This is a genomic window from Limnobacter sp. (genome assembly GCF_036405155.1).
In the GTDB taxonomy this organism is placed as follows: domain Bacteria; phylum Pseudomonadota; class Gammaproteobacteria; order Burkholderiales; family Burkholderiaceae_B; genus Limnobacter.
The window spans coordinates 216,662-235,657 of record NZ_DASWYD010000003.1; the positions used below are offsets into that span (position 1 = coordinate 216,662).

The window sequence follows — 18,996 nt, forward strand, 5'->3', positions numbered from 1 at the left end:
AGGGCATCGAGAGAACGTATGCGTCACAAAAAGAAAGCACCAGCCCGCGGTATTCGCGTGGCTGAGCAAATTCAGAAAGACCTGGCCGAGTTGATTCCCCGGGAGTTGCGGGATCCTCGTCTGGGTTTTGTGACTCTGACGGACATCGAGCTCACGCCCGACTATGCGTATGCCACCGTGTACTTTTCAGTCCTCACCGGCAGCGCCGAAGACAGTGAAAAAGCCTTGAATGAGGCTGCGGGTTACCTGCGTAACCTGATTTTCAAGAAAATGCACATCCACACCGTGCCGACCTTGCGGTTCAAGCACGATGTGTCGGTGGAGCGGGGCGCCGAAATGTCCCAATTGATTGACCGTGTGTTGAAGGACAGCGGAGAGGGCTCGGCCTGACCATGGTGAAAGCCAGCCGTCGTCCGGTGTCGGGCGTGCTGCTGTTCGACAAAGCCACCGGGTTGTCGTCCAACCAGGCCTTGCAACAGATCAAACGCTTGTATCGGGCTGAAAAAACCGGCCACACCGGTACGCTCGACCCATTGGCCAGTGGATTATTGCCGCTGATGTTTGGTGAAGCCACCAAATTCGCGGCAGACCTGATTGATGCAGACAAAACCTACGAGGCCACCGTCCGCTTGGGTTTTGTGAGCACGACGGGCGACGCGGAGGGGCAAATCACCCCTGTGGACGGTGTAGACCCGGCAAAACTGACCGAGATGGAAGTTCGAGGGGTTTGCCAACAATTTTTGGGTGAAGTGGCGCAAACTCCGCCCATGTTTTCTGCCTTGAAGAAGGACGGAAAACCGCTGTATGAATATGCACGCCAAGGCATTGAGCTGGAGCGCGAGGCCAGAACGATCGTCATCCATCGACTGGATGTCATGTGCCTCAAGCACCATGCGGATGCCACCGAGTTGGGCTTTGCCGTGTGCTGCAGTAAAGGAACTTATGTTCGCACGCTGGCCGAAGACCTTGCCAAGGCCTTGGGTACTGGTGGTTACCTGACTGCTTTGCGGCGTACAGCCATCGGTGGTCTGCACACCGGGCAGGCGTTGAATGTCGAGCAGTTGCAGTCATTGGACGGGCAGTTTGACCAGTTGGATGCTGTATTAAAGCCGGTCGACAGCTTGTTGAGCAGTCTGCCTGTCTTGATGCTGGAACAGGACCTGGCAAAACGATTTTTGCATGGCCAGCGTTTGGCCTTGCCACCCGCAGGGGAAACACCGGGACGCGTCCGGGTGTATGCAGTACAGAACAACACGACCCAGGGCGGGCAACCGACCTTTTTGGGCACAGGAAATTTAGAAACCGACGGCAAGGGCGTGTTGCTCAGGCCAGAACGACTTATTCAGGTAACACTATGACCCGCGCACTACGCAACGTCGCCATCATCGCCCACGTGGACCATGGCAAAACCACCTTGGTGGACCAGCTTCTTCGCCAATCCGGCACCTTTCGCGAGAATGAAAAGCTCGAAGAACGGGTGATGGACAGCAACGACATCGAAAAGGAACGTGGCATCACGATTCTGGCCAAGAACTGCGCGGTGGAGTACGAAGGCACCCACATCAACATCGTGGACACCCCAGGACACGCCGACTTCGGCGGTGAAGTGGAGCGTGTGTTGTCGATGGTGGATTCGGTGTTGCTGCTGGTGGATGCCGTGGAAGGCCCCATGCCGCAAACCCGTTTCGTTACCCGCAAGGCCCTGGCCCTGGGTTTGAAGCCCATCGTGGTGGTGAACAAGATTGACCGTCCGGGCGCACGTCCAGACTGGGTCATTGACCAAACCTTCGACCTGTTCGACAAGCTGGGTGCCAACGAAGAACAACTCGACTTCCCGATTATTTACGCATCGGGCTTGAACGGTTTTGCTGGCCTCACACCCGATGTGCGCGAAGGCACCATGCGCCCGCTGTTCGAAGCGATTCTGCAGTACGTGCCCGTGCGGGACGACGACACCGCTGGACCCCTGCAATTCCAGATCACCTCGCTGGACTACAACAGCTACGTGGGCAAGATCGGCATTGGCCGTATCAAGCGCGGCACCGTGCGCGCTGGTCAGCAAGTGATTTGCGCCAACGGCCCGGAAGGCACTCCGTTCACCGGGAAAATCAACCAAGTGTTGAAGTTCCGTGGCTTGGAGCGCGTTTTGGTGGACCAGGCCGAAGCCGGCGATATTTGCCTGATCAACGGCATTGAAGAAATTGGCATTGGTACCACCATTTGTGCGGCCGACGCCCTGGACCCACTGCCCGTGTTGAGCGTGGATGAACCCACCCTGACCATGAACTTCATGGTGAACACATCGCCTTTGGCGGGCCGTGAAGGCAAGTTTGTGACCAGCCGCCAACTGCGCGACCGCCTTGAACGCGAACTGAAGTCCAACGTGGCTTTGCGCGTCAAGCAGACCGACGACGACACGGTGTTTGAAGTGTCTGGTCGTGGTGAGCTGCACCTGACCATTTTGCTGGAAAACATGCGCCGTGAAGGTTATGAGCTGGCCGTGTCCCGCCCGCGCGTGGTTTACAAGGAAATTGACGGTGTGAAGTGCGAACCCTATGAGAACCTGACCGTGGATGTTGAAGACAGCCACCAGGGCGCTGTGATGGAAGAGTTGGGCCGCCGCAAGGGCGACTTGCTGGACATGCAGCCGGACGGTAAAGGCCGTGTTCGCCTGGAATACAAAATTCCAGCCCGTGGCCTGATCGGTTTTCAGGGCGACTTCATGACCATGACGCGCGGTACTGGCCTCATCAGCCACGTGTTTGACCAATACGGCCCTGTGCGTGAAGGTGGCGTGGCCGAGCGCCACAACGGCGTGTTGATTTCCCAGGACGATGGCGACGCGGTTGCTTACGCCCTGTGGAAGCTGCAAGACCGTGGTCGCATGTTTGTGAGCCCCGGTGAGGCCCTGTATGAAGGCATGGTGATTGGTATCCACAGCCGTGATAACGACCTGGTGGTGAACCCCATCAAGGGCAAGCAGCTGACCAACGTGCGTGCCTCCGGCACGGACGAAGCGGTTCGCCTGGTACCGCCCATTGCGCTCAATCTGGAATACGCGGTTGAATTTATTGCTGACGATGAACTGGTGGAAATTACCCCCAAGAACATCCGGATTCGCAAGCGTTACCTGAAAGAGCACGAGCGCAAGAAGGCCAGCCGCGAAGCTGCATGATCGTGAAGCCTCGGGTACTCAGCGTTGCGCCCATGATCGACTGGACCGACCGGCACTGCCGGCGGTTCCACCGGGAAATATCGCGCCACACCTGGGTGTACACCGAGATGATCACCACCGGTGCGCTGATTCACGGGGACCGACAACGTTTTCTAGCCTACAGCACCGTAGAACATCCCGTCGCATTTCAAATTGGTGGCAGCGATCCTGACGATTTGGCCCAGTGTGCCAAGTGGGTGGAAGCCGCGGGTTACGATGAGCTAAACCTGAACTGTGGTTGCCCCAGCGAGCGTGTTCAGAAAGGTGCGTTTGGTGCCTGCCTGATGGCCGAACCTCAACTGGTGGCCGATTGCGTGAAAGCCATGCGCGATGCGTGCGCACTGGATGTGACGGTGAAGCACCGCATTGGTCTGGATTACATCGAGAGTACTCAGCAGCTTCACGACTTTGTGGGCACTGTCAGCGAAGCGGGTTGCCAAACCTTCATTGTGCATGCCCGCAATGCAGTACTCAAAGGCTTGTCTCCCAAGGAAAATCGGGAAATTCCACCCCTGCGCTATGCGGTGGTGAAAGAACTCAAAACCCTGTTTCCACACCTGCAGATCATTCTGAACGGTGGCATTCAGACGTTGGCAGATATTGAGTCGCATCTGGAATGGGCCGACGGCTGCATGATTGGCCGCGAGGCTTACACCAACCCTTGGTTGCTGGCCAGTTTCGACGCACTCATTGAAAAGCATACTGGTGTTGGATCGGGCTCATTCAATGAGCCTGACATTGATCGCTCCCGCACGGACGTTATTCAAGCGATGCGCCCTTATGTTGAAGCGGAAATGGCCCAGGGCGAAAGCATTCGAAACCTGACCAAATCGTGGTTGGGCCTGTTTCACGGTCAAGCGGGCGGAAGGTTGTATCGCCAAGTGTTGTCGGATGCGGCTCAGCTCAAAGCCAACAGTTGGTCTGTGGTTGAAAAGGCACTTCAACAGGTCAGTCAATTTGCCTGAACTTCAACGGATATCCCGTTACTAAAGGTTTCTTGTAAATAAGACCTTTAGAGACATTCATGTTTTCCAGTCCGTTTTCCAATGCCTGTACATCAACGCCGGTCGTGTGTGATACGCGCACCGTATCAAGCCAGCCCCAGCAAACACATTCCTCGGCTCCCGAATTACCCGCGATTCAGCGGGCCGTCTCTGTGTTGTCCACCCATTTGATGGAACTGGATGATGGAGCGTCATCCAGCTTGTTTGATCGTCTTGGCAGTCTCGAAACAGCCCATCAGATCAACCGGATTTTGGATCGAGGTGACAAGCTAACCAAGGCCTGCCTGCAGGATAAGTTGCGTTGGGCCGATACCCAACGCGAGGCTTTGAAACAGGGGGTACCTCTCCCAGAAAAAGTGGTCCTGACCCCGGCTCCACTGTTTCAGTAATCCACCAGCTTGCCAGGGTTGAACAGGTTGTGAGGGTCCAGTGCAGCTTTGATGGCCTGAAAAGCCCGGTAATTGGGGCTTGCTGTAATTTCTTTGAGCAGGTCTCGTTTCAGTTGACCAATGCCATGCTCAGCCGACACTGTTCCTCCACAGGCCTGAATGGCCGTGTGCACCATGTCGTTGAGCGCTGCTTGGTGTTGCGCCAGGAAGGCCTTGGCATCCGTGCCTCTGGGCGCAGACAGGTTGAAGTGCAGATTTCCGTCACCCAGGTGACCAAACAGAATGGGTCGCATGGCCAAGCCTGCCTCATCCATCGCAGCCAACGCCTGGTGATGAAACTCCGGAAGCCTTGACACCGGGCAAGCCACATCGTGTTTCACATTCAGGCCTTCTTTGGCCTGGGCCTCTGAAATGTTTTCACGCAGGGCCCACAGTCGTTCAGCCTCTTTGTCATTCTTGGCCAGGGTGACATTCAACACAGCCGGGTTCAGGTTCATCAACTCACCCAACACATTGGTCACGCGCTCCTGCAATACATCCTCGGAACCCAGTGAGGAAAACTCCACCAACACATGGTCGCAGCCTGATGGCCCCACAGGCGCCTTCGCTGGGAAGTGCGTTTGCACCAACTCAATCGCGGCTGCGTTCATCCATTCAAAACTGGTGAGCTCATTGAAGGCATGCTGCTGGACATGGTTCAAGGCCTGGACAGCCGCGTCAATGTGCCGCACGTGCAGCCAGGCCACACAACGGCTGTTGGGGGCGGGGTAAAGCTTCATGCAAGCGGTCGTTATTATGCCCAATGTGCCTTCCGAGCCAATCAGCAAGTGTCGCAGGTCATAACCGGTATTGTTTTTGCGCAAACCGCGAAGGTCGCCACAGCGTTCGCCTTGGGCATTCACAAACTCCAGCCCAAGGCACAATTCACGGGTGTTGCCATAGCGCAGCACAGCCACGCCCCCCGCATTGCTGGCCAAATTGCCGCCCAGCGTGCATGTGCCTTCTGAGGCCAGGCTGAGGGGGAACAGCAAGCCGTGGGCGGCGGCAAATTCCTGAATGTCATGCAGGGTGTATCCAGCGCTGGCGGTGAGGGTCAGGTTCGCTTCATCCAGCGTCAGGGTTTCTCGCAGGCGATGGGTTTTGAGCACCACGTGGGGGCGTGTGGCGTGTGCGCCGTCGGCCACGGGCACGGCACCACCCACCAGCCCGGTGTTGCCGCCTTGCGTGCACACCGCAACGCCGTGTTGGCTGCATAGTCTGACCAATGCTTCTACCTGTGCCGTGGTGTGGGGTTCAACCACAGCCAGCGCGGTGGTCGCATACCGCTTGCGCCAGTCGGTGCAGGCCTGAGCAATTCGATCGGGGTCGGTGATGATATTCAGGCCAGGCACTGCACTGGTCAAGGCTTGCAACAATTCGGTCATGGTGCGCTGTTCAACTCCACCTTGGGCTTTTTGAAGGTGCGTGCATACAGGCTGACACTGGCAAACAGGCCCAGGCACAGCAACACTTCCAGAACGGCCATGCTGCGGGACGGCCAGGCTGGGTCAGAGGTGGCGCGCACCACGCCCTCGGCAAAATAAATCCACAGCAGTAGCGATGTGGCCTGGTAAGTGCGCACGCGTTGCTTCAGCAGGCCCGGTAGAACCAACAGCAGTGGCAATACCTTGAGCACCAACCACGAACCACCGGGCCGCAGGGGTGCTGCAAAAAGTTCCCACACCACACACAGTGCAATCAGCGCAATCAACAGTCCGCTTGCGGTGCGGTGCATGTGTTGCCGTCGAGTATTGATGTCCAGCATGGTTCAGCCTTCATTCAACGTTTGAAGGGCCAAAGCGGCTTTGGCCAGGCGCATGCCTTGAGCCCGGGCCAATTGACGTTCATGCTCGCTCAGCGGCAAGCCACCTTTGGGGCCAGACCGGTGACTGGCGCCATAAGGCGTACCGCCACTTTCAGTGTCGTTCAGCGCTTGTTCGGAATAGGGAATGCCCATCCACAACATGCCGTGGTGGATGAATGGCAGTGCCATGGACAGCAGCGTGCTTTCCTGGCCGCCATGCATCGTGGATGTGGTGGTGAATACGCAAAAGGGTTTGTTTTCAAGGTCGCCAGCCAGCCAGGCGCCAGCGGTGCCGTCGATGAAGTATTTTAGTGCTGCGGCCATGTTGCCAAACCGCGTGGGTGAGCCCACGGCTAGGCCGGCGCATTCTTTCAAGTCGCTCAATTCTGCATAGGGCGGACCATCGGTTGGAATGTCTGGCGCTGTGGCCTCGCAGGTGGTTGACACCGGCGGCACGGTGCGAATGCGGGCGCACGCACCTTTGACCGAATCAATGCCCATGGCAATTTCCCGGGCCAATTGCTCGGTTGCACCGTGGCGGCTGTAATACAAAACCAATATGTCGATCATGCTGAAAGGGGTATCATCAGGCTTCAAGACCCCATTGTACTGAAGCCAATGACTGCTGCTTTGCCCAAGCCCCCAACCGAACTCAAGAGTTTGGACAAAAAGAAAACCGGTTTTATCGGTGCCGCCCGCATGGCCTTGTTGGCCAAAAAGGCCGAGTTGACACCGGTCAATCCAGCTTGGTGGGTGGCGTTTACGCGCTTGGTTTGGAGTCGCATCAAGTACCAGAATTTGCCCCAAGTGGCCGCCAGCCTCACATTTACCACGGTGTTGTCACTGGTGCCGATGATCACCGTGGCCTTGGCGATTTTCACGGCCTTTCCCATGTTTGAACGCATGCAGACCTCCTTGCAGAGCTACATGCTGGAAAGTTTTTTTCCCGAAAACATCGCCGACACCATCTTGACCTATGTGAACCAGTTCTCGGCCAAGGCCAAGGGTTTAAGTGCAGTGGGTACGCTGTTTTTGGTGCTGACAGCGCTCACCACCATGTTCACGGTTGACCGGGTGTTCAATCAAATCTGGAACGTCAAGCGGCCGCGCACACTGGCCAACAAGGTGGTGTTGTACTGGACGGTCATCAGTTTTTCACCGGTGTTGATTGGTTTTAGTCTAAGCCTGTCCACCGCGGTGATCGGTCAAAACCTGAAAGGCATCGACTCCAGCCAGGGGGGCTGGTTACCGGTGCTAAGCCTGGTGTCCATGTTGGTCACGGCTGTGGCGTTCGCGTTTATTTACCGGGTGGTGCCCAACCGGGCGGTCCACTGGAAAGATGCGCTGGCCGGGGGCGTGGTGGCCTCGGTGTTGTTTGAGGTGACCAAGCGCGCATTTGCCGCCTACATCACCCATTTTCCCAGCTACACGGCAGTGTATGGCGCCTTGGCGGCGTTTCCCATTTTCCTGCTGTGGATTTACGTTTCGTGGATTATTGTCCTTCTGGGGGCCAGTACCGCAGCAGCCCTGCCTGTGGCCCGCACAGGCTGTTGGGACAATGCTGTTCGCCCCGGGCAGGACTGGTACCAAGGGTTGGCTGTGCTGGCCGAGCTTGAAAAGTCGCGCCAACAGGCTTTGCCCGGCATGACCCTGGAGGAGTTGCGCGTATTCACCAAGGTGCCGCCCGACCAACTGGACCACATCCTGAGTGCGCTCATCCAGCACGGCGTGGTGGGCCCTTTGGCCAACAGTCGAGGGTCGGAGCGGTTTGCCCTGATTTGCGACCCAGCCCGCATTAGCGCAGCGGTTGTGGTGAAGGCCTTGTGGCTGGACACCACCTTGAATGACGACTATGCCGAGCGTTTGCCGCAGGGCACTGCCCGCATGATGAAACTGCAAAGCGAGTTTATTGATCGCCCCCGCTTGGCCGATTGGCTCGAAAACCCGGACACCTGACCGTTTTTTGACCGTTTCTTGACCAAATGTGGAACCAAATACCCAAAACAGGTGTCACTACCAGCAAAATACGGGCTTGAATTTGGCACCCGTTCATGCTTTCTGTAAACTAAGCGTGACGAGCCAAAAGCTCTGACATTTAATAATCACAACACAGTCTGGAGCTGTTATGAGTAATAAAGGGCAACTGTTACAAGACCCCTTCCTCAACCTGCTGCGCAAAGAGCACGTTCCCGTGTCCATTTATTTGGTCAACGGCATCAAGCTGCAGGGTCAAATTGAGTCCTTCGATCAGTACGTTGTGCTGTTGCGCAACACAGTCACGCAAATGGTTTACAAGCATGCCATTTCCACTGTGGTGCCCGGCCGCTCAGTGACGTTTACCCCCGAGGTCAAAGAATAAGCACCTTGCACGCTGTCCGGTGTTGCTGCGCTTTGCCCGAAATTTCTCAAGGCATTGAATGACGCGCAGCACACTGGTGGCCCTTGACCTGGGCCAAGACGAATTTCGGGAAAGTATTGACGAACTCGCGCTGTTGGCCTCCTCGGCAGGGGCAGAGGTGGTGGGTGTTTTCACGTCCAAACGCCGCACCCCGGACTCTGCATTGTTCATCGGGTCTGGTAAGGCCGAAGAAATTCGGGATTATTGCCTTGCCAATGACATTGAGTTGGTGATTTTTAACCACGGCCTAAGCCCCGCGCAACAACGAAATCTCGAGAGCGCTTTGGATGTGCGGGTGATTGATCGCACCGGCCTAATCCTGGACATTTTTGCCATTCGCGCCAAAAGCCATGAGGGCAAACTGCAAGTGGAGTTGGCGCAGCTTCAATACCTCGCCAGCCGCTTGGTGCGTAGCCGTTCTGACCTGACCGGTCAACAGGGCGGTATTGGCATGCGCGGTCCTGGTGAAACCCAGTTGGAAACCGACCGCCGTCTGATTGGCGTCAAGGTCAAGCAACTGAAAACTCGCTTGGACAAACTGCAGAAACAGCGGCAAACCCAGCGTCGTCAGCGAGAACGCCGCGGGCAGTTCACTGTGGCCATTGTGGGCTACACCAACGCCGGGAAAAGCACCCTGTTCAATGCCATCTCCAGCGACAAGGCCTACGCGGCCGACCAACTGTTTGCCACGCTGGACACAACCACCCGACGCGTTTATTTGGCACCCCGAATCGACATGGCCTTGTCTGACACAGTGGGTTTTATCCGCGATCTGTCCCATTCGCTGGTGGAGGCCTTCAAGGCCACGCTAGAGAGCACTGTGCATGCCGATCTGTTGTTGCATGTTGTCGATGTGAGTTCGCCTGTGCGTCACAGTCAGATTACCGAGGTCAACAAGGTGCTGGCGGAAATTGATGCCGCCGATGTGCCCCAAATCATTGTCTGGAACAAAATCGATGCCTGCGAGCGGGCTGTGGAAGTGGAGCGGGACGAGGATGGTAAGATTTTGTCGGTCGCAGTCAGTGCACGCTATGGGCTGGGCTTGACTGAATTGAGACAGGTTTTGACGGAACTGGCCACCGGGTTTTACGCTCAAACCCGGGATTTGGGTGCCGAGGCCGACAAGCCGCAATGGGCCTGATCAAACAACAACAATTTTTGAGCAGTAGGAACCAGCATGTCAATGAATGATCCGGATTGGGGGCGACATTCTCAGGGCGGAGGCCGTGATGGTCAACAGCCCAACAACCAGAATGATCAGGACAATCGACGCCCAGGTGGCCGGCAGGATGGCCCGCCCGACCTGGATGAATTGTGGCGTGACTTTAATAATCGCCTGAACCGGTTGTTTGGAAAAAAGGGTGGTGGGCCTCAGGGCCCGTTTGGCGGTGGCAACGGTTCAACGCCCAATATGCCCAACCCGGGCAGGGGCATCGTGTTTGGTATTGTTGCTGGCGTGTTGGTCTGGCTGGCCAGTGGTTTTCACATCGTGCAGGAAGGCAGTGAAGGCGTGGTATTGCAGTTTGGCAAATACAGCCACACCGAGCCGCCCGGTTTCCGCTGGCGCATGCCGTACCCCATTCAGTCCCACCAAATCGTGAACAGCTCGCAGGTGCGAATCATTGAGGTGGGTTATCGCAACGATGTCAAAAGCAAGGTGCCGCGCGAATCCTTGATGTTGACCGAAGACGAAAACATCATCGACATCCAGTTTGCCGTTCAATATCGGCTGAAAGACCCTGGTGCGTACCTGTTCAACAACGTTGACCCCGATGAGACCGTGAAAATGGCTGCCGAAACAGCCATCCGTGAAGTGGTGGGCGGCAACAAGATGGACTTTGTGCTCTACGAAGGGCGCGAGCAAATCGCGCTGGCTGCCACCAAGGTGATTCAAACCATCCTGGACCGTTATCAGACGGGTATTTTGGTGACCAGCGTGACGGTTCAGAACGTCCAGCCACCGGAGCAGGTTCAGGCTGCATTTGACGACGCGGTGAAGGCCGGACAAGACCGTGAACGGTTGAAGAATGACGGCCAGGCATACGCCAACGACGTGATTCCACGGGCCAAGGGTGCGGCTGCGCGCCTGAAGGAAGAGGCGCAGGGTTACCGTGAGCGTGTTGTGGCGCAGGCTGAAGGTGATGCTGCCCGGTTCAAGGCCGTGTTGGGTGAATATGAAAAAGCGCCCAAGGTGACCCGCGACCGCATGTACATCGATACCATGCAGGAAATTTACTCGAATGTGACCAAGGTGATTGTGGACACCAAGAGCAACAGCCAGTTGCTGTATTTGCCCTTGGACAAGTTGATGGAGAAAACCACGCCGTCTGCACCCACAGCCAACACAGGCAACTACGGTGCCAATGCCTCCAGCGCGCCGTCCAGAGGGGAGTCTGCCGAAAGCACGCGGGCCGCCCAGGATGTCGATGCCATGCGCGATGCATTGCGCAACCGTGATCGAGGAGTTCGTTAATCATGCCCAGAATTTTTGTAGTCATTGCCGCGGCATTGCTTGGCCTGTTTTTCGCCAACACCTGTTTGTATGTGGTGGACCAACGCCAGTACGCGATTGTGTTCGCGCTGGGGCAGGTGGACCAGGTGCGTTCCGAACCTGGTTTGTATTTCAAACTGCCTGCACCGTTCCAGAATGTGGCGTTTTTCGACAAACGCATTCAAACCATCGACACACCCGAAGCCGAGCGTTTCATCACCTCAGAAAAGAAAAACCTGTTGGTGGATTCGTACGTCAAGTGGCGCATCGTGGACCCTCGCCTGTATTTCGTTCGCCTCAGTGGCGATTCTCGCCTGGCGGCCAGTCGCATGACGCAGGTGGTCAAGTCCGCCTTGAACGAAGAAATCACCAAACGAACCGTGGCGCAGATGATCTCTGGTGAGCGAACCCAGGTCATGAGTTCTGTGGTTGAAAAAGTGAAGGATGAGGCCAGGGAAATTGGTGTTGAAATTGTGGATGTGCGCCTGAAACGGGTGGATTTGCTGCCGGAAGTCAGTGAGTCGGTGTTTCGTCGCATGGAAGCGGAGCGCAAGCGCGTCGCCAACGATTTGCGGGCCACGGGCGGGGCTGAGGCTGAGCAAATTCGCGCCGATGCAGATCGCCAGCGCGAGGTGATCCTCGCCCAAGCGTACAGAGAAGCACAAACTATCAAAGGGGAGGGTGATGCCAAGGCCGCTTCGATTTATAATGCGTCTTTTGGTCGAAACCCGGAGTTCTTCTCTTTCTATCGCAGCTTGGAGGCGTACAAAAAGTCGCTCGCCTCAAAGCAGGATGTGATGGTCGTCGATCCCAAGTCGGACTTCTTCCGCTTCATGCAATCGCAGGGCAAGTGAAGACAGTGCGGGTTTCGGGTCTCTGACAGGCCCGCAACCTGCCCAAGCCGCAACCAGAGTAGACCTCAGGTGCACGTGGGCTCACCGCCTTGAATGGCGGATGGGGCCCCTTTTTGCCGTTTGGCTTCATTGAAACTACAAACACGCGCAAGCGTTGGAATTACCATGTCTGCCTGGCTGTTGCCCGAGTCTGTTGCCGATGTATTGCCTTCCGAGGCCCGTCGCATCGAAGAGTTGCGGAGAATTCTGCTGGACCGTTTCCGTGTATACGGCTACGAGCTGGTTATGCCGCCGATGCTGGAATACACCACGTCGCTGCTGGCCAAAGCCGATGCATCGCTGGACCTGCAGACATTCAAGTTGTTGGACCAGGCCAGTGGCCGTATGTTGGGTTTGCGCGCTGACACCACACCTCAGGTGGCTCGCATTGATGCCCATATCTTGAACCGCAAGGGCGTGACCCGACTGTGTTATTGCGGGCCGGTGTTGCACACCCAGGCCTTGGGATTGCACACCACCCGCGAGCCGCTTCAGTGTGGCGCCGAGTTGTATGGCTGTGGCGGCATTGAGGCCGACTTGGAAATGTTGAACCTGGCTGTGGACACATTGAACCTGTCCGGCCTGAAAAACTATCGCCTGGCACTGTCCCACGCCGGCTTGTTGGCTGCGGTGCTGGACGGCGAGGGCTTGTGCGAAGCCACCGTGCGCCATGTGCATCATGCTTTGGCCCAAAAGGACCAACCTGGCTTAAAGGTGTTGTTGCGCAACGCATCGCCCAGTGTTCAAAGTGCCGTGTTGGCGATGTTGAACTTGTACGGCGCGGTGGGTGGTGCGCAGTGTGTGCTCAAGCGCGCCAAAGCCACGCTGCCGGCCAAGCCGGGTGTACAGCGCATTCTGGATGACATGGTGTTGTTGGTGGACCGTCTGTCCGAGACGGTGAGCGCCATGCCCACCGTGCTGGCCGACCTGGCCGACCTGGCCAATTTTGATTACCACAGCGGCCTTTTGTTCTCGGCGTATGTCGAGGCATGCCCCAATGCCGTGTTGCGTGGTGGGCGCTATGACGACGTGGGGGCTGTGTTTGGTCGCGCGCGGCCAGCCACGGGCTTTTCGGTGGATTTGCGTGAACTGGTGGCTTTGCAGCGTGCGCAGGTCAATCCCAAAAAGGCCATCCGTGCACCTTGGATGTACGACACCGCGCTGATGGCGGTGATTCGCCAGTTGCGCAGCCAAGGCGAGGTTGTGTTGCAGACGCTGCCCGGCGCTGCGCCCGAGGAAGAAGAATTTGTGTGTGACCGGCAGTTGGTGCTGGTCAACCAGACGTGGACAGTCGCACCCATGGGTGCAAGTCAGGAGAAAGTGCAATGAGTTTTCGCAATGTGGTGGTGATCGGTACCCAATGGGGTGACGAGGGCAAGGGCAAAGTCGTCGACTGGATGACTGACCACGCCCAAGGTGTGGTGCGCTTCCAAGGCGGCCACAATGCAGGCCACACGCTGGTGATTGGTGGCAAGAAAACAGTGTTGCGCCTTATTCCCTCGGGCATTCTTCGTCCGGATGTACAGGTGTTTATCGGCAACGGTGTGGTGTTGTCCCCCGAGGCTTTGTTGTCTGAAATTGACGAGTTGCAGGCTGGTGGCATTGCGGTTGAAAGCCGCTTGAAAATCAGCGAGGCCTGCCCACTGATTTTGGACCACCATGTGGCCTTGGACAAAGCCCGTGAGGCCAAGCGCGGCGAGAGCAAAATTGGAACCACTGGCCGCGGCATTGGCCCTGCCTATGAAGACAAAGTGGCGCGCAGGGCCTTGCGTGTTCAGGACCTGTTCAATCCTGAAAAATTCATGGCCAAGCTGGTTGAGGTTTTGGATTACCACAATTTTGTACTCACCCAATACTTGGGCGCCGAGCCTGTGAGCGCGCAAGCGGTGTTTGACAAGGCCATGGCGCTGGCCCCCCGAATCAAGAACATGGTGGCCGATGTGCCCAGCCTGCTGCAAAAAGCCAATGACGAAGGCAAGAACCTGTTGTTTGAAGGCGCGCAAGGCGCGTTGCTGGACATCGACCATGGCACCTTCCCGTATGTGACCAGCTCCAACTGCATCGCGGGTGCGGCTTCACCGGGTGCCGGTGTGGGCCCGCAGCGGCTGCAGTACGTGCTGGGCATCACCAAGGCCTATGCCACGCGCGTGGGTTCCGGCCCATTCCCGACAGAGCTGTTTTGCGACACGGGCATGTACCTGGCCAAGAAGGGCAATGAGTTTGGGTCGGTCACCGGTCGCCCACGCCGCTGCGGCTGGTTTGATGCGGCTGCACTTCGCCGAACCATTCAGTTGAATGGCGTCAGTGGCTTGTGCATCACCAAGCTGGACGTTCTGGATGGCCTGGAAACCATCAAGCTGTGCGTGGGCTACGAACTGGCCGACGGCACGCGGACGGACATTCTTCCCTTTGGCAGCGACAAGGTGGAAGGCTGCAAGCCCATCTTTGAAGAATTCAAGGGCTGGACCGGCACCACCTTCGGTGTGAAAACCTATGAAGGCTTGCCCGAAGAAGCGAAGGTTTACCTCAAGCGCATGCAAGAGGTGTGTGGTGTGCCTGTGGACATGATTTCCACTGGCCCTGACCGTGACGAAACGATTGTTCTTCGTCACCCCTTTAAGGTCTAATGGATGGTGCGCCTGTGCCAATTGGCCAGGCGTGAACGGTCCACTGAAGATGCACGTGCGATTGTTCAATCCACGTGCATTTTTTATTTCAACGATCGAGATTGATGAGCAAGCTTTACGTTGATTACGCGCAATACCACCAGCTGATTGATCAGGTGATTGCAAACGTTCAAGACGATGGATTCCAGCCGGATTGGGTGTTGGGTGTGTCGCGTGGCGGCCTTTTTTTGGCCGATGGATTGTCGCGTGCTTTGCGTTGCCCCATGGCGGTCATTGCAGCCACTTCATACGGCGCTGGTGAGGCCGGGGAGGGCACGGTGCAGGGTGTGTTGCGCGTGTCTGCTTCAGTGGCCTGTGTGGGGCACCTGGCAGGCCGCGTGCTGCTGGTCGATGATTTGGCCGATTCTGGCCACACCCTGGAAGCATTGGTTCACCACGTGCGAGCCAATTACCCAGCTGTTCATGCCTTAAAAACGGCCGTGGTTTGGGTCAAGCCGCACTCGGTGTTCAAGCCCGACTTTGCCGCGCACTGGATGACCGACGACGCATGGATAGTCCAGCCGTTCGAAGTGCGCGATTTCGATGGTTTGAATTGAAAATGATTCGGGGGAAAATGATTTTGTGCTGTACACTGCACGCAGTTGATGAGCAACTTGAATGTTGTTGCTTGGTGCCCAGGAGAGGACTCGAACCTCCACAGTGTTGCCACCACTAGGACCTGAACCTAGCGCGTCTACCAATTCCGCCACCTGGGCAACAGGTGATGAGCCGTGAATTTTAATGAATTAAAAACTTTTGTCAATGCATAAATACGAAATAAAAATTCCCAGTCGTGAAGACATCCTCGCCGTGTTGCGGCAAAGCCCCAATCCCCTCACCCGTGAACAGGTCTACGAACACCTGAAACTCACAGAGAATCAGATACCTGTGATTGAGAAGCGCCTCACCGCCATGGAGCGGGATGGTCAACTGATGCCCAATAGAAAAGGCCTTCTATTGTTGTCGACCAAGCTGGATTTTGTGGCGGGCAAGGTGTTGGGCCATCGCGATGGCTTTGGTTTCCTCAACCGCGACGACCGCGGTCCTGATATTTTCCTCAGTCCACGCGAAATGCAAAAAGTGTTGCATGGCGACCGCGTGCTGGTTCGCATCACGGGGACCGACCACCGTGGCAAACCGGAAGGCACGATTGTGGAGGTGACCGAGCGACGCACCAACAAGCTGGTGGGACGATTGGTGTCCGAGCGCGGCATTCTGATTGTGGTGCCCGAGGACCAGCGCATCAAGCACGACATTTTGGTGAGCCCCAAGGATGTGGGCCAAGCCATACCTGGGCAGGTGGTCACGGTTGAAATCGTGGAGCAACCCACACGGCACTCGCAGCCGATTGGCCGCGTGGTGGAGGTGCTGGGTGACCTCGACGACCCCGGTATGGAAATCGAAATTGCCGTGCGCAAGTTTGATGTGCCGTATGAATTTGATCACCTCACCATCAACCAGGCAGAGAGCCTGCCCGATGTGGTGGAGCACAAGGATTTGAAGGGCCGGGTCGATTTGCGCGATGTGCCCTTTGTCACGATTGATGGTGAAGACGCGCGCGACTTTGACGATGCGGTGTATTGCACCCCGGCAGACAGCATCAAAGGCGGTTGGCGTTTACTGGTGGCCATTGCCGACGTTAGCCACTATGTGGAGCCCGGCACGCCCATCGACAACGAAGCCGTGAAGCGTGGTACGTCGGTGTATTTCCCGCGTCGGGTCATTCCCATGTTGCCCGAGAAGTTGTCGAACGGCCTGTGTTCGTTGAATCCACAGGTAGACCGCCTGGTGCTGGTCTGCGACATGATCATCGGCCCCAAAGGTGCGTTGAAGGCCTATCAGTTTTACAACGGCGTGATTCATTCGGCTGCGCGACTGACCTACACGCAGGTGTGGGATGCGCTGAGCGACCCGCAAAGCCTCACTGCAAAATCATTGAACGGTTTGTTGGGCGACATCGACAACCTGTACACGCTGTACAAAGTGCTGCTGGAAAGCCGGCAGAAGCGCGGTGCCATGGAAATTGAAACCGTGGAAACGCAGGTGATGCTGGATGCCGAGGGCAAGATCGACAAGATTGTTCCAAAGCGCCGAAACGACGCGCACAAGCTGATTGAAGAATGCATGTTGGCCGCCAACGTGTGTGCAGCCGACTTCCTGGAACGCAGCAAACACCCGGCCCTGTACCGCGTGCACGAGGGCCCCACGGTTGAAAAGTTGCAAAACCTGCGTTCATTTTTGAGGTCGGTGAGCCTTACGCTGGAGGGCGGAGACGACCCAACCAGCATGGACTACGCCACACTGATGAAAAAGGTGATTGGTCGGCCCGACCAGGACCTGCTGCAAAGCATGATTCTTCGGAGCATGCAGCAGGCCATTTACACACCGCACAACAGCGGGCACTTTGGCTTGGCCTACGAGGCCTACGCACACTTCACCTCGCCCATTCGCCGATACCCGGACCTGATGGTGCACCGGGCCATCAAGGCTTTGCTGGCGGGCAAGCGTTATGTGCCCATGCCACTGGACGACCGCGAGTTTGAAGATTTCAACCCCAAGCGCAAAGTTGACAAAGTCGAGGAAATGGCGCGCTGGGACCAGTGCGGTACTTGGTTTTCGTCCACTGAGCGTCGCGCTGATGAAGCCTCGCGGGATGTGTTGTCTTGGTTGAAGTGCTTCTTCATGAAAGAACGGGTGGGCGATACCTTTCTGGGCCATGTGACGGGTGTGACCTCTTTTGGCCTGTTTATCACCCTGAACGCCTTGTACGTGGAAGGCTTGGTGCATGTCAGCGAACTGGGCAACGAGTACTTCCAGTACAACGACAGCCTGCATGAGTTGCGCGGCGAACGCAGTGGCATTCGTTACCGCTTGACCGACCCGATTCATGTTCAGGTTTCCCGGGTTGATCTGGATGCACGGCGAATTGAGTTTCGCCTGGTTCAGGGTGTGAAGTTTGAAACCCTGTTCAAGGAGCCCGCCAGCAAGCCCGCTGGCAAGGCCCAGAAAGGTGGGCGGCGCAACAACACTGAGGCCCTGTCCGCGGCCGTCGAAGAGAGCGGACGAAAAGCCCCGGTGCTTCCGCCGGAGGCAGACAAAGCCGGTGCTGGCAGCCGTGGCAGCAATAAAAAACGCGCCGCCACCGAAAGTCGCAGCCGAACGGCTGCCGAGAAAAAGCGCAAGGAAGAAATCCAGAAAGCCAAGCGCACGGCCCAAGCCAAACCCGCTTCAGGGTCTAAAATGCGGTCTGGCCGTAAAAAATAAGCGGTGTGTGCGCACCGGTGAAATGCCGGGGCGCACACCAAGGCTGGTCGACGTTCCCTATTGAATCCTGATTCCGGAGTATCCCGTGGCCATTTTGTATGGTTTTCATGCAGTGCTGGCGCGCCTCAAAACGGCGCCGTCCAGTGTGGACGAGGTGTTGTATGAGCAGTCCCGCAAAGACAAGCGCATGCAGCAATTCATCGACAAGGTGAAAGCCAGTGGTGTGAAAGCCACCGGGGCAGACGCTGAGCGCCTGGAGAAAGCAGCGGGGCATCGCCAACACCAGGGCGTGGTGGCGTTCGCCAAGGAAATTTCCAAGAGCAATGACTTGTTCGAGATCATTGAGCGCAACGGAAAAAATACCTTGCTGTTGGTGCTGGACGGCGTCACCGACCCACACAACCTCGGTGCTTGCCTGCGCAGTGCCGATGCAGCCGGTGTGCAGGCCGTGGTCATTCCCAAGGACAAAAGCGTGGGCATTACACCGGTGGTGTCCAAAGTGGCCTGCGGCGCAGCTGAAACCTTGCCCGTCATCATGGTGACCAATTTGGCCAGAACGCTGGAGGAGATTCAGGAGGCCGGCGTGTGGTGCATTGGTGCGGCTGGTGAGGCCACGGACACCCTCTACGATGTGGATTTGAAAGGCCCGGTGGCCTGGGTGATGGGTGCTGAGGGGGATGGCCTGCGCCGATTGACCCGTGACAAATGCGATCAGCTGATCCAAATCCCCATGGTGGGCAGCGTGGAAAGCCTGAACGTGTCGGTGGCCAGCTCGGTGTGCCTGTTTGAAACCCTCCGGCAGCGGCAGTTTTCGGCTTAATCAACCATTTCGAT

General features: G+C 56.9%; 18 protein-coding genes and 1 tRNA gene. 15 read left to right on the top strand and 4 right to left on the bottom strand.

Features of this window, described 5'->3' with window-relative positions:
- Window positions 1–18 precede the first annotated feature (18 nt).
- From rbfA to VGE55_RS03580, 5 genes are read left to right on the top strand one after another with little or no spacing between them, the layout of a single operon-like run.
- Window positions 19–390, top strand: a complete 372-nt coding sequence (rbfA, locus tag VGE55_RS03560; RefSeq protein WP_331130343.1) for a 30S ribosome-binding factor RbfA — start codon at window positions 19–21, stop codon at window positions 388–390.
- Between the two features lie 2 nt (window positions 391–392).
- Window positions 393–1,358: a tRNA pseudouridine(55) synthase TruB gene (gene truB / locus VGE55_RS03565; protein WP_331130344.1), complete on the top strand. Its 966-nt coding sequence runs from the start codon at window positions 393–395 to the stop codon at window positions 1,356–1,358.
- Entirely contained in the window at window positions 1,355–3,175 is a 1,821-nt protein-coding gene (gene typA, locus VGE55_RS03570; RefSeq protein WP_331130345.1) for a translational GTPase TypA, read from the top strand. The genes truB and typA overlap by 4 nt, the downstream gene beginning before the upstream one ends.
- The gene (dusA, locus tag VGE55_RS03575; protein ID WP_331130346.1) at window positions 3,172–4,179 is read left to right on the top strand and encodes a tRNA dihydrouridine(20/20a) synthase DusA; all 1,008 of its coding nucleotides are present in this window, start codon (window positions 3,172–3,174) and stop codon (window positions 4,177–4,179) included. The genes typA and dusA overlap by 4 nt, the downstream gene beginning before the upstream one ends.
- A 59-nt stretch (window positions 4,180–4,238) precedes the next feature.
- On the top strand, window positions 4,239–4,607 hold the full coding sequence (locus VGE55_RS03580) for a hypothetical protein (protein WP_331130347.1): 369 nt from the start codon (window positions 4,239–4,241) through the stop codon (window positions 4,605–4,607).
- On the opposite strand, the gene VGE55_RS03585 is transcribed toward VGE55_RS03580, so the two are convergent.
- From VGE55_RS03585 to wrbA, 3 genes are read right to left on the bottom strand one after another with little or no spacing between them, the layout of a single operon-like run.
- Window positions 4,601–6,031 carry an FAD-binding oxidoreductase gene (locus VGE55_RS03585; protein WP_331130348.1) on the bottom strand — a complete coding sequence of 477 codons (1,431 nt, stop codon included), beginning with the start codon at window positions 6,029–6,031 and terminating at the stop codon, window positions 4,601–4,603. The two genes, VGE55_RS03580 and VGE55_RS03585, sit on opposite strands and share 7 nt — an antisense overlap.
- Complete coding sequence (locus VGE55_RS03590; RefSeq protein ID WP_331130349.1) at window positions 6,028–6,411, bottom strand: DUF2069 domain-containing protein; 384 nt, start codon at window positions 6,409–6,411, stop codon at window positions 6,028–6,030. The genes VGE55_RS03585 and VGE55_RS03590 overlap by 4 nt, the downstream gene beginning before the upstream one ends.
- Window positions 6,412–6,414: 3 nt before the next feature.
- Complete coding sequence (gene wrbA / locus VGE55_RS03595; RefSeq protein ID WP_331130350.1) at window positions 6,415–7,020, bottom strand: NAD(P)H:quinone oxidoreductase; 606 nt, start codon at window positions 7,018–7,020, stop codon at window positions 6,415–6,417.
- A 48-nt stretch (window positions 7,021–7,068) separates the two neighbouring features.
- Here wrbA and VGE55_RS03600 point away from each other — a divergent pair, with 48 nt between their 5' ends.
- From VGE55_RS03600 to VGE55_RS03635, 8 genes are all read left to right on the top strand, one after another.
- Entirely contained in the window at window positions 7,069–8,406 is a 1,338-nt protein-coding gene (locus VGE55_RS03600; protein ID WP_331130351.1) for a YihY family inner membrane protein, read from the top strand.
- Between the two features lie 169 nt (window positions 8,407–8,575).
- Entirely contained in the window at window positions 8,576–8,809 is a 234-nt protein-coding gene (hfq, locus tag VGE55_RS03605) for an RNA chaperone Hfq (protein WP_008248719.1), read from the top strand.
- A gap of 58 nt (window positions 8,810–8,867) precedes the next feature.
- Entirely contained in the window at window positions 8,868–9,989 is a 1,122-nt protein-coding gene (gene hflX, locus VGE55_RS03610) for a GTPase HflX (protein WP_331130352.1), read from the top strand.
- Between the two features lie 36 nt (window positions 9,990–10,025).
- Window positions 10,026–11,321 carry an FtsH protease activity modulator HflK gene (gene hflK / locus VGE55_RS03615; protein WP_331130353.1) on the top strand — a complete coding sequence of 432 codons (1,296 nt, stop codon included), beginning with the start codon at window positions 10,026–10,028 and terminating at the stop codon, window positions 11,319–11,321.
- Window positions 11,322–11,323: 2 nt separating this feature from the next.
- A complete protein-coding gene (hflC, locus tag VGE55_RS03620; protein ID WP_331130354.1) occupies window positions 11,324–12,193 on the top strand; it encodes a protease modulator HflC in 870 nt (289 codons plus the stop codon).
- 165 nt (window positions 12,194–12,358) lie between these two features.
- Window positions 12,359–13,561, top strand: a complete 1,203-nt coding sequence (locus VGE55_RS03625) for an ATP phosphoribosyltransferase regulatory subunit (RefSeq protein ID WP_331130355.1) — start codon at window positions 12,359–12,361, stop codon at window positions 13,559–13,561.
- A complete protein-coding gene (locus tag VGE55_RS03630) occupies window positions 13,558–14,859 on the top strand; it encodes an adenylosuccinate synthase (protein WP_331130356.1) in 1,302 nt (433 codons plus the stop codon). Before VGE55_RS03625 ends, VGE55_RS03630 begins: the two co-directional genes overlap by 4 nt.
- A 104-nt stretch (window positions 14,860–14,963) precedes the next feature.
- Window positions 14,964–15,455 (top strand): phosphoribosyltransferase, encoded by a 492-nt coding sequence (locus VGE55_RS03635; protein WP_331130357.1) that lies wholly within the window; start codon window positions 14,964–14,966, stop codon window positions 15,453–15,455.
- A 72-nt stretch (window positions 15,456–15,527) separates the two neighbouring features.
- Here the strand turns inward: VGE55_RS03635 and VGE55_RS03640 are convergent.
- Window positions 15,528–15,614, bottom strand: a tRNA-Leu gene (locus VGE55_RS03640).
- 46 nt (window positions 15,615–15,660) lie between these two features.
- On the opposite strand from VGE55_RS03640, the gene rnr reads away from it, so the two are divergent.
- Window positions 15,661–18,162 (top strand): ribonuclease R, encoded by a 2,502-nt coding sequence (gene rnr, locus VGE55_RS03645; protein ID WP_331130358.1) that lies wholly within the window; start codon window positions 15,661–15,663, stop codon window positions 18,160–18,162.
- Window positions 18,163–18,247: 85 nt separating this feature from the next.
- A complete protein-coding gene (gene rlmB, locus VGE55_RS03650) occupies window positions 18,248–18,982 on the top strand; it encodes a 23S rRNA (guanosine(2251)-2'-O)-methyltransferase RlmB (protein ID WP_331130359.1) in 735 nt (244 codons plus the stop codon).
- The last annotated feature ends 14 nt before the right edge of the window (window positions 18,983–18,996 follow it).

Excerpts from the sequence above, each read along its gene's own strand:
- VGE55_RS03630 (WP_331130356.1), top strand. The coding sequence starts at position 13,558 with ATGAGTTTTCGCAATGTGGTGGTGATCGGTACCCAATGGGGTGACGAG.
- rnr (WP_331130358.1), top strand. The coding sequence starts at position 15,661 with ATGCATAAATACGAAATAAAAATTCCCAGTCGTGAAGACATCCTCGCC.
- VGE55_RS03590 (WP_331130349.1), bottom strand. The coding sequence starts at position 6,411 with ATGCTGGACATCAATACTCGACGGCAACACATGCACCGCACCGCAAGC.
- VGE55_RS03635 (WP_331130357.1), top strand. The coding sequence starts at position 14,964 with ATGAGCAAGCTTTACGTTGATTACGCGCAATACCACCAGCTGATTGAT.
- typA (WP_331130345.1), top strand. The coding sequence starts at position 1,355 with ATGACCCGCGCACTACGCAACGTCGCCATCATCGCCCACGTGGACCAT.
- VGE55_RS03600 (WP_331130351.1), top strand. The coding sequence starts at position 7,069 with ATGACTGCTGCTTTGCCCAAGCCCCCAACCGAACTCAAGAGTTTGGAC.
- hfq (WP_008248719.1), top strand. The coding sequence starts at position 8,576 with ATGAGTAATAAAGGGCAACTGTTACAAGACCCCTTCCTCAACCTGCTG.
- VGE55_RS03625 (WP_331130355.1), top strand. The coding sequence starts at position 12,359 with ATGTCTGCCTGGCTGTTGCCCGAGTCTGTTGCCGATGTATTGCCTTCC.
- truB (WP_331130344.1), top strand. The coding sequence starts at position 393 with ATGGTGAAAGCCAGCCGTCGTCCGGTGTCGGGCGTGCTGCTGTTCGAC.
- dusA (WP_331130346.1), top strand. The coding sequence starts at position 3,172 with ATGATCGTGAAGCCTCGGGTACTCAGCGTTGCGCCCATGATCGACTGG.
- VGE55_RS03580 (WP_331130347.1), top strand. The coding sequence starts at position 4,239 with ATGTTTTCCAGTCCGTTTTCCAATGCCTGTACATCAACGCCGGTCGTG.
- wrbA (WP_331130350.1), bottom strand. The coding sequence starts at position 7,020 with ATGATCGACATATTGGTTTTGTATTACAGCCGCCACGGTGCAACCGAG.
- hflX (WP_331130352.1), top strand. The coding sequence starts at position 8,868 with ATGACGCGCAGCACACTGGTGGCCCTTGACCTGGGCCAAGACGAATTT.
- hflK (WP_331130353.1), top strand. The coding sequence starts at position 10,026 with ATGTCAATGAATGATCCGGATTGGGGGCGACATTCTCAGGGCGGAGGC.
- rbfA (WP_331130343.1), top strand. The coding sequence starts at position 19 with ATGCGTCACAAAAAGAAAGCACCAGCCCGCGGTATTCGCGTGGCTGAG.
- VGE55_RS03585 (WP_331130348.1), bottom strand. The coding sequence starts at position 6,031 with ATGACCGAATTGTTGCAAGCCTTGACCAGTGCAGTGCCTGGCCTGAAT.
- hflC (WP_331130354.1), top strand. The coding sequence starts at position 11,324 with ATGCCCAGAATTTTTGTAGTCATTGCCGCGGCATTGCTTGGCCTGTTT.